Origin of the sequence: Bowmanella denitrificans, assembly GCF_002887595.1 — a bacterium.
Classification (GTDB): domain Bacteria; phylum Pseudomonadota; class Gammaproteobacteria; order Enterobacterales; family Alteromonadaceae; genus Bowmanella; species Bowmanella denitrificans.
This window is the reverse complement of sequence record NZ_PEBU01000011.1, coordinates 212,388-221,887: the sequence shown is the minus strand read 5'-3', so window position 1 is coordinate 221,887 and position 9,500 is coordinate 212,388. Positions and strand designations below refer to the sequence as shown.

Annotated in this window: 9 protein-coding genes; 6 read left to right on the top strand and 3 right to left on the bottom strand. The window is 52.1% G+C overall.

Features of this window, described 5'->3' with window-relative positions; all coding sequences use genetic code 11:
* Window positions 1-220: 220 nt before the first annotated feature.
* Both CSR04_RS19040 and CSR04_RS19035 read left to right on the top strand, forming a co-directional pair.
* Window positions 221-751 (top strand): TIGR02594 family protein, encoded by a 531-nt coding sequence (locus CSR04_RS19040; protein ID WP_102797909.1) that lies wholly within the window; start codon window positions 221-223, stop codon window positions 749-751.
* A gap of 1 nt (window position 752) precedes the next feature.
* Window positions 753-1,232 (top strand): hypothetical protein, encoded by a 480-nt coding sequence (locus CSR04_RS19035; RefSeq protein WP_102797908.1) that lies wholly within the window; start codon window positions 753-755, stop codon window positions 1,230-1,232.
* Between the two features lie 312 nt (window positions 1,233-1,544).
* Here the strand turns inward: CSR04_RS19035 and CSR04_RS19030 are convergent, their stop codons facing one another.
* Both CSR04_RS19030 and CSR04_RS19025 read right to left on the bottom strand, forming a co-directional pair.
* A complete protein-coding gene (locus CSR04_RS19030) occupies window positions 1,545-2,699 on the bottom strand; it encodes a winged helix-turn-helix domain-containing protein (RefSeq protein WP_245921748.1) in 1,155 nt (384 codons plus the stop codon).
* A gap of 50 nt (window positions 2,700-2,749) precedes the next feature.
* Window positions 2,750-3,961, bottom strand: a complete 1,212-nt coding sequence (locus CSR04_RS19025) for an acyltransferase family protein (RefSeq protein WP_102797906.1) — start codon at window positions 3,959-3,961, stop codon at window positions 2,750-2,752.
* A 133-nt stretch (window positions 3,962-4,094) separates the two neighbouring features.
* On the opposite strand from CSR04_RS19025, the gene CSR04_RS19020 reads away from it, so the two are divergent.
* The 3 genes from CSR04_RS19020 to srmB all read left to right on the top strand — a co-directional run bounded on the left by CSR04_RS19020 (window position 4,095) and on the right by srmB (window position 7,232).
* On the top strand, window positions 4,095-4,940 hold the full coding sequence (locus tag CSR04_RS19020; RefSeq protein WP_102797905.1) for a LytR/AlgR family response regulator transcription factor: 846 nt from the start codon (window positions 4,095-4,097) through the stop codon (window positions 4,938-4,940).
* A complete protein-coding gene (locus tag CSR04_RS19015; protein WP_102797904.1) occupies window positions 4,937-5,665 on the top strand; it encodes a sulfite exporter TauE/SafE family protein in 729 nt (242 codons plus the stop codon). The genes CSR04_RS19020 and CSR04_RS19015 overlap by 4 nt, the downstream gene beginning before the upstream one ends.
* Before the next feature lie 355 nt (window positions 5,666-6,020).
* Window positions 6,021-7,232, top strand: a complete 1,212-nt coding sequence (gene srmB / locus CSR04_RS19010) for an ATP-dependent RNA helicase SrmB (RefSeq protein ID WP_102797903.1) — start codon at window positions 6,021-6,023, stop codon at window positions 7,230-7,232.
* A gap of 33 nt (window positions 7,233-7,265) precedes the next feature.
* Here the strand turns inward: srmB and CSR04_RS19005 are convergent, their stop codons facing one another.
* Complete coding sequence (locus CSR04_RS19005; RefSeq protein ID WP_102797902.1) at window positions 7,266-8,699, bottom strand: fibronectin type III domain-containing protein; 1,434 nt, start codon at window positions 8,697-8,699, stop codon at window positions 7,266-7,268.
* 360 nt (window positions 8,700-9,059) lie between these two features.
* On the opposite strand from CSR04_RS19005, the gene CSR04_RS19000 reads away from it, so the two are divergent.
* The gene (locus CSR04_RS19000) at window positions 9,060-9,497 is read left to right on the top strand and encodes a hypothetical protein (protein ID WP_146027206.1); all 438 of its coding nucleotides are present in this window, start codon (window positions 9,060-9,062) and stop codon (window positions 9,495-9,497) included.
* Window positions 9,498-9,500: the final 3 nt, after the last annotated feature.

Sequence of the window (9,500 nt, the reverse complement as noted above, 5' to 3'; positions counted from 1 at the left end):
TCCTGATAGTGTAAAAGCGTGCGTGCTTATTACGTGTATCCCTCTTGGGGGAGGGAGTCCATACATCTCTGTGGTGATAATTTTCGTGTGGTTAGTGGTCCCTTCGATTCGTCAACCACGAAATGCACTAAGATGCAGACGATTTAACAGTCAAATCTGGCTATCTATTCCCCTTTTGCTTAACTAAGTTATACATTGGAATGGCGACAAGGACAGAGCAATGACCGAAAAACAGGCAGCAATACCAGTGATGGCTAATACTGTGCCATGGATGAAAACAGCCTTAGCTGAAATAGGTCAGAAGGAAGTTCCAGGGAAAAAGGCAAACCCGAGAATTCTTGATTACTTTAATGCTTCCAAATTCTGGGGCAAGGACGATTCCGGGGGCGCTAACGCATGGTGTGGTTCTTTCGTTGCCTGGGTGATGAAGGAGAATGGCTATACACCGGTCAGCGAAGCCTATAGAGCCAAATCGTGGACAAATTTTGGCAATGAGATAGCAAAACCTGTGTACGGTGCCATTGGCATTAAAAGCAGAAAAGGCGGAGGACATGTTGCCTTTGTGGTAGGTAAAAGTGCAGATGACAAGGCACTCTTTATGTTGGGCGGTAATCAAAGCAATAGTGTTAACATCGCTCGCTATAAGGCCGATGTATGGGATACCTTTGTCGTTCCCAAAGAGTTCGATGCAAGCCACATCAGTTTGCCCATATATACGGAAATCGCGGTAGCAGCAGGAAGTGAAGCTTAGTATGAAAATAACCCCAATCCTCTATACAACCTTATTATTAAGTCAAACGTCCTGTAGCATGGCTGGTCAGCTTCCCTCCACAACAGCGTTAACGGAGCAGCAACAATTTTTACTCAAAAGTGTGCAACAAACTCCCTTTAGCGCCGTGGTTAACATTACCGATGTCAGTATCCGTCCTGTCGATGATGATCCAGATATGGTTTGGCATATCTTTAGTGCCACTGTAATTAGTCCGGTCAGAGGTAGTTCACCGAATACGCTGCGCTTCGCCATGGTAGTTGAAAAAGAGGAAGAGGCCATTATCCCTGACAAGCCAGTGTTACTGACATTATGCACAGCCAGGAACCTGGCTGTGGATACTGATTTTTATTGGCCCGGCACAGGGGCTATGTTTGAAGCACGTCCTGAATTGGTTGAGCAGGCTATAAAGGCCGCTAAAGGTCTGGCGTCAGAACAAACCGACTTTGCTCAGTGTGATTAGAGGATAAACAACACAGCGTTTTCAATACGTTAATCTAAAACTTCTCTTGCACTTCTCAGTGCCCTCCGTGTCTCTGTGGTGAAATTGATCTGAACAAAGTCATAAAAACCACAGAGGCACAGAGAACACAGAGTGAATCAAGGTGTTATGTCTCTGAGGGCTTTGCTCAGCGTCCTCTGCGTCTCCGCGAGAAGCCTTAATTTATTTGCCGCTGGGACGAAGAGAACCCAGAGTTTTCAAAAGCTTAAACCGGAAGTTCTCCTGCTTTTCTCTGAGATCTCGGCGGCTCTGCGGTGAACTTCATCTCGTATCTTAAGCTTTATTTAACGGTCGCAATAGGCCGCGGCGGTTGATCGCCTTCACCTGATATTTTTTACAGCCGTTAAACTGGGCATAGTCTTTGAGCTTGTTACGCAGGGCCTGAATAAAGGCCTCTTCCATCACAAAGTCCGCTTCCAGATTCAACTGCAGCACCTGCAATACCGCCACTTTGCGTTCGGCTTTTACATCCATACGCCCGACAAATTGCTGGTTCCATAATATCGGCAGACAAAAGTAGCCGTGCTGGCGTTTGTGTTTGGGTACATAGCATTCAATCTGGTAGTCAAAACCAAACAGCGTTTTCAGCCGCTCGCGCTGGATCACGCTATTGTCAAACGGCGACAGCAAATGCAACTGTGCAGCGGGCGCGGCCAGCGCCTTATCCCGCTCGGCACGGTGCATATAGTAGGTGTTGCCATGTAGCTTAACACTGTGCAATTCACCGGCTTCGAGCATCTGCTTCAGGCATTGCTGCAGGGTTTTCTGCACCGCGCCTTTGCGCAAATACCCCATTTGTTTGGCAGTACCAATACCATGGGCGTGCAGATAACGGTTAATCAGATAGCGGGCAAACTCTTCATCGCTGGGCAAGCGGGTATCGACGTTGGCCGGTAGCACCCGTTCGGTCAAATCATAAACCTTCTGGAAGTTGCGCCGCTCGCTGACCATCAGCTCGCCTTCCATAAACAACTGCTCGAGGGCTTTTTTAGCCGGCTTCCAGTTCCACCAGCCGCTTGAGTTGCCGCTATGTTCGAAATCGGCGGCACTGAGCGGCCCTTCAGCGCGAATTCGCGCCAGCACTTCATTGGCCAGTTGCGCGTTTTTTTCAAACCAGTGTTTCTCGCCTTCAGCGATGCGGCGCATGCGCCACAGGCCAAAACGAAAGTCCTGCATCGGTAAAAACGCCGCCGCGTGGGACCAATATTCAAAGATTTGCCGCTTCCTCAGCAATGCGTCCAGCATAGCTGGCTGGTAATCCTGTACCCGGCTCCACAGGCAGTGATGGTGCGCGCGCTCCACCACATTAATGGAGTCGATCTGTACATAGCCCAGTTGCTCAATGGCCTGCAGGGTACCCTGTTCGCCCTGCCAGCTGTGGCTACCCGTCAGGCCCTGACGTTGCAGGGCCAGCTGTTTAAATTGCATGCTATCTGAATCTGTCATACTGCCAGAATATGTGACTTGCCAGCCCTCTTTTAAGCTAAAGGCGCTTGTGGGGCAAGTGCCGTTTTCGCAATGGCAGGGCGGGATGTTAACCCACATAGCCAGCGCAGCAGGGCCACGCGGCGGATGATTTCATAGCCAATATAACAGCCTAAACAGGTTAGCGTTAATATCAGCAGCGCCTCGATACCAGGGGAAAGTTGCCAGGACTTCAGATTGGCGGCCGCCACAATAATCAGGGTTTGATGCAGCATATACCAGGGTAAAATCGCTTTGTCGGTGTAGCGCAGCAGTCTGCTGGGGCGGTTCAGATAATGTCCGGCCAGCCCCACCACCGCCAGGATCCAGGCCCAGTATTCGGTTGCGCCGATAGCTCCGTACAGCAGTTTCACCGCCAGGTTGGTGTCAAACAACGCGGCCAGGGCCGAAAATGCGTCATGTCTGTCCAGCACCAGAAACCCATAACCAGCTACCGCCATACCCAGAAATATATAGCGCCAGGCAATCACCTGCTGCCACCAGCTGCCCTGACGGGCAAACAGGTAGCCGCCGATAAACACCAGCAGATACTTGGCATGGTTATACCAGTCGGTCACGACATCATGGCTGCTGGGATACGCCTTTTTCAGAAAATACCAGGCGCACAACTGTATGCTTATTACTGCCAGCAAGGCCCAGCGGCCATTCAGGCGACGTAACCAGCCACTTTGCCCCATGTGGTTTAGCAGCGGCAGCAGGCCAATCACCAGCAGGCTGTACAACCATAGGTAAGGCAAAAACCACAGGTGGTTCCAGGTCAGCAAGCCAATGGCACTGTGGTGTTCCACCAGCAAGCTAGTCCAGGGGTTAGTATAATCCAGCCAGAAGGCCCAGAAACCCGGCTGGATCAGGTTCTGATCCAGCGCCTCGAAATAGGGCTGCGGAGCCACAACCACAAACATGCCAAATAACAGCGGGATCAGCAATCTGGCACTACGCAGCCTGAGCAGTTGCCCCGGCGGGTAGCGATCTGCTACCAGCGCCAGGGCAATGGCGCTGATAAAAAACAGTAATGACATGCGCCAGGGATTAGTCAGGATCATCAGGTCCTGTAACCAGACAAATTCTGCCTGAAACGGGCTTTTAATATGCCAGCCCCAATCGGCCACGTAATACATACCAAGGTGATAAACAATCAGCAGGCCAAAGGCCAGGGTGCGCAACCAGTCAATATCATAGCGACGTGGTTTTGTTGTTTGAGTCATATGCCGTCCTTAAGGTAAAGTCAGGCACTTATCATGGCCCTGCCCCGTCCTTACTCAATACCGACAAAGGTTGAATTGAATGGGCCTGGGGACAAGCGGTGGAATACTGGGATGAAATTAGGGAGTACTTTCAGTGAGCTGGTTTGCACGGTTTGACCGCCATCCTAGGCGTTATGTGGCCCTAGCGTTAACGGCCTATTTGTTTATCAATAACAGCATTAATGCCACCTCAGACTGGATGGAAACCAACCGCGACGGCAGCCCGGATTTTGCCCTGTGGGAGCCCTTCGCCTGGGAATACACCAGCGCCCTGGCCTTTTTGCTGCTGGCACCGCTGTTATTTGCCTGGTTTGCCCGTATGCCGGTGCGACTCAGCGCGCCCGGTCGCCAGTTGCTGCTGCATCTGGTTGCCACCCTGATATTTGCCATTTTGCATGTGGGGCTGATGGTGGGGCTTCGCGAGCTAATCTACCATTTGGCCGGTGGCAACTATGATTTTGGCCCCTGGCTGCGGGAATTTTTCTATGAATACCGCAAGGACGCCTGGGGCTATCTGTTCTGGTTTCTGATCTATCAACTCTATCACTTTGTTTACAGCCGCCTCAAAGGCGAAGCGCGGCCGGTGGACGAGCGGGAAGACAGCCCCACTCAGGTCCCCGAGCATTTTCTGGTGCGCAAACTGGACAGGGAATTTCTGGTCAGGGTGGCAGATATTGACTATCTGGAGTCGGCGGGCAATTACGTGAATTTGTATAGCCAGGGGCGCATCTATCCGTTGCGCAGTACCTTAAATGAGCTGAGCGAACGTTTGCAAAGCAAAGGCTTCAGCCGCATTCACCGCAGCTATGCGGTCAATCACCAGGCCATTGACAATATCAGTTACCAAAGCAGCGGCGATGGCGAAATTCAATTGAAGTCCGGGCATAAGCTAAACCTGTCGCGCCGCTATAAAGACAACCTGAAACAGGCCTTGTCATGAACCCGGATTATCTGTGGCTGGGGCTGGCTATCTGGCTGGGCTTTACCGTACAGGCCATGATCGGTTTTGGCAGCATGGTGATTGCGGTGTCGATTGGCAGCTTAATGTTTGCTATTCCCGAGCTGTTGCCGGTACTGGTGCCGCTAAATATTTTTGCCACCGGTGCCATGGCCTGGAAGCTGCGCCGTGAACTGGACGCCACCTTACTGCTAAAAGGTGTGCTGCCAATTATGATCCTGGGTCTGGGGCTGGGTATTGTGCTGCTGGCACAATTACCCGGGGTATGGCTGAAACGCGGCTTTGCCCTGTTGGTGCTGTGGTTTGCTGCCCGAGAATGGTACAAGCTTTATCACCAGTTACCGGTTACCCCGCGCCCCGCCTGGTGGCAGCAAAGCTGGACCTTATTAGCCGGGGTTTGCCAGGGGCTGTATGGTTCCGGCGGGCCGCTGCTGGTATATGCCATCAGCAGTCGCCAGCTCGACAAGGGCCAGTTTCGCACCTTGCTGCTGTATGTGTGGTTCTGTCTGAACAGCCTGTACAGCGTGGTGATGCTGATGCAGGGCAAGATCCAGCCGGTGGCGCTGACCATACTGGCATATGTGCCGGTATTGTATCTGGCCATTTATATTGGCAATAAGCTGCACCATAAGGTGGACGAGCGCCAGTTTAAGCAGTGGGTATGCCTGATGCTGATCCTCTGCGCCCTGGCTATGTTGTTTGGCTAAGTAATCAGCCCGCTTTTGTTTCTCACCGCAAAGCACAACCTCAGAACGATGATGCCAGAATAGGATGACTTCATCCCTTCGAGCGCTTCGTGGTTGTTTTTAGATTACTTCTCACCACGAAGAACACAGAGAACACGAAGTAAACAACGGCTCCGAAATAGGATGACTTTAGCCCTTCGTGTACTTCGTGCGCTTCGTGGTTGATTGGGCTTTATTTTTTCATTGGTAGGTCAGACAAGAGCCAGGCTTAAAAGACAAGGCGTGGCCGAAGTTTCCATAGTCAATTATTTAGGCAGCCAAGCGAAAACTCACTTATAATCCCGGCCTGTTTGATGGTGGCCATAAGGGGCGGATAATGTTTGATGAGTTGGATTTAGATGATGCGCTGGTAAGTGCCTGTAAAGAAATGGGTTTTAAAAAACCCACCGGCATCCAGCAACAAGTCATTCCGGCTGCCATGGACATGAAGGACATTCTGGCCTCGGCCCCCACCGGCACAGGTAAAACGGCGGCCTTCTTACTGCCCGCTCTGCAGTTTTTACTGGACAATCCGCGCCGCGATCCCGGTGCCTGCCGGGTACTGATCCTAACCCCCACCCGCGAGCTGGCCCTGCAGGTCTATGAACAGGCCAAAGCCCTCAGCCAGTTTACCCGCTTTAATTGCGGTGTGATCACCGGTGGCATCAACTATGGCACCGACAAAGATTTACTGGAACAGAATCTGGATATTCTGGTCGCCACCCCTGGCCGTTTGTTTGAGCATATTGAAAAAGAAAGCTTTGACTGCCGGGAAATCGAGATTTTTATTCTTGATGAGGCCGACCGTATGCTGGATATGGGCTTTGGCGGCATTGTTAACCAGATTGCCGCCGAGGCACGCTGGCGCAAGCAAACTTACCTGTTTTCTGCCACCCTGGAAGGCGGCGGTGTAGCCCGCTTTGCCCGCGATATTCTGAATGACCCGGTGGAAGTACAGGCCAGCGCTACCCGCAGCGAACAGGGCAAGATCCTGCAATGGATCCACCTGTGTGACGACGCCGCCCATAAATACGCCCTGCTCAGCCATATTCTGAAGAATCAGGTACAAACCGCCATTGTGTTTGTTAAAACCCGCGACCGTTTAATGGAACTGCGCGGCAAGCTGGATTCAGAAGGCATTGCCAACTGTTACCTGCAGGGCGAAATGCCACAGGACAAACGTAATCTGGCCATTGCCCGCTTTAAGGCTGGCGAAGTTAAACTGCTGATCGCCACCGATGTGGCCGCCCGTGGCATTGATGTGCCGGATGTCAGCCATGTCATTAACTACGATATGCCACGTACCGCCGATGTGTATTTGCACCGCATTGGTCGTACTGGTCGCGCCGGCAAAAAAGGCACCGCCATTTCTCTGGTGGAAGCGCATGATATTGCCATGGTGCCCAAGGTGGAACGTTATACCGGTGAAGTACTCAAACGCCGGGTGATTGAAGGCTTAAAACCCAAACATAAGGCCCCCAACCTGCCGGCCAAGAAGAAAAAGGCCGCTAATAAAAAAGCAGGCAAAAAGAAAACCACCAAGAAATAAAAAAACAGCGGCCCTTAAAGCCGCTGTTTTTCTTTAGGGGTATACCACCTCGGGGGCGCTGACCGTTTCGCTCAGCGCAGACTGATTGTCATGCTGATCCACAGCCTGGATCTGGTACTGGTTCACCCCGGCCGGTGGCCAGTAATCAACAAACTCAGGTGCAGCCACATGGGTGTAAGCCTGGCCATTGCGATAAATCTTATATAGCGCCACGGCGTTATCATCGCTGGCGGGCTGCCAGCTCAAACTCAGGCCATATTCCCCCGAACGGCTGACGCTAAGCCCCTGCGGTTGTGTAGGTGCCTGATAATCACCGGCATAACTGCTGATTTGGGCCTGGGCCACCAACTGGTGGGAAAAGTCGTAGGCTTGCAGACGAATCTGATGTTCGGTTCGCTGCTCAAGCCATGCCAGTTCATAGCTTTGGGCATCACCAGGTAAGGCAGTGATCACTTCACCGTTAAGCACCAGCTTATAATATTGCAAGGGTACGGCAGGCGGTGCCCAGGTCAGGTCGATTCCCCAGGTTTGCGCATTGGCGCTGGCGTGCATGTTGGTGATAGCTGGTTGGTCGCTGCCCAGTTGCAGATAATCAGACACCACCTGCCAGGCCAGTGATTGCAGAACCTGTGCCTGTGCAGCCGGTAAATCCACCAAAACATCGCCCCAATGCCCATCCATGCGGGCACTGGCTCCCTCGGGTGACTGGCCAAACACTGCCGAGTACACTACCGAGGCCACATAGTAATTCCCTATGCCATTCATATGGACCTGATCAACAAACAGGTCGGTGCGGCTGGTCAGTCCCGGCACCAAGCCCTGCTCTATATCCATAATCAGTCGTTTAAGGGCCAGATTCACCGGGATCACCTGAATCTCGGCATGTCGCCCGCGCTGGGCCGACAGGGCCTCTGCTTCGGCGGCAATCTGCTCGTACTCGGCCAGTTCCGCATCAATGGCATCCAGCCAATCACCGTTGTGGTAGTGCAGCTCTTCCCAACTGGTAAACAAAAAGCTTCTGGCCTGCACATTATGACTTAACAGCAGCTCGGTAAACTGCTCCAGATACACCTGGGTTTGATTCCAGACGTGGTTACTGTTGATGGAGTTATTCGCGTCGGTGGCAATCAACACATCGAAAGGCTGGCTTGCGGCGTTCTCAATTTCATCGCAGGCAAAGTATTGCGGTGGCCAGGGCCCTTCAAAATCGGCCTGATGGCAGGTTTCCCAATTGATTTTCAGTGGTGTGCCGTTATTCACCTGCACGGCGTTTTCCAGGCTAAGGCCCTGACTGTGCGCCATCTGCCTGAGCATATGTGGCATGTCATAGTTGATCAGACTATGACCGACAAATACGGCTTTGGCCTGGCTTAGCGGCGCTGCAGCCACAGGTAGCGTCAGTAAGGGTGAAAACAAGGCCGAACTTAACAACGTGGCACGCAGGCCATAAGAGACAAACTTGTTCATTGCGGAACATTCCTTCTGTTGCGGGAATGGCCACTATGGCAGGCGCTGGCGCCTAGGCAAAGGGCTGGCAAGCAAGGTGCGGGCCCCAAGATATAAAATGCGCAGTCTGTGCCAAAGCGAGATTACTCAGCCAGCAACTAGCGCCAATTCCCTTGCACTTCCATACAACAGCCATCTAATCGTTGCACTTCTGCAGGCAGAATACGCGCAGTTGATGATAGAGCCTCAGCCTCAGTTACCGCAGAGTAACAAGCGGACAGTAATAGTATTCCCTCGCCTGCCATTGGGCATCTTCAGAAAGTGAGGGGCTGTCTATATGGAGATGCCAGATATTCAATACATTAGAAAAGGATGATCAAAATGAAATATCGTTATCTTTGCGCCCTGAGTGCCGGATTATTCAGCCTTGGAGCCAGTGCTTCCGGATACTGGGATTTTCGCACGGTATGCGACTATGAAACCGTTGAAATTCAGCACCCTGTTACGCATTGTGCTTACGCAGGGCAAATCTATTCCAACAGTCGCCCCAGACAAGCTATGCAGGCCACGGCGCAAAGTCGCTTAGACGGCCATACAAGCTGTCCGGCCAGCCATTATGTTGCCAGGCGCAGTAAAATCTGGAATGACAACGAAGGCAGCTGGGAATTTGTCACCTTTGAAGGGCAATTACCCTTGACCAGTCAAAGTCATGACTATGACATCACCACAGAACGGCGTCAGGTGGAAGGTTCATGTCGTGAGGAAGCGGTATGGATCCCCTGTGAAATGGACACCGAAGGCAATAGGTTCTGCGACTAAAAT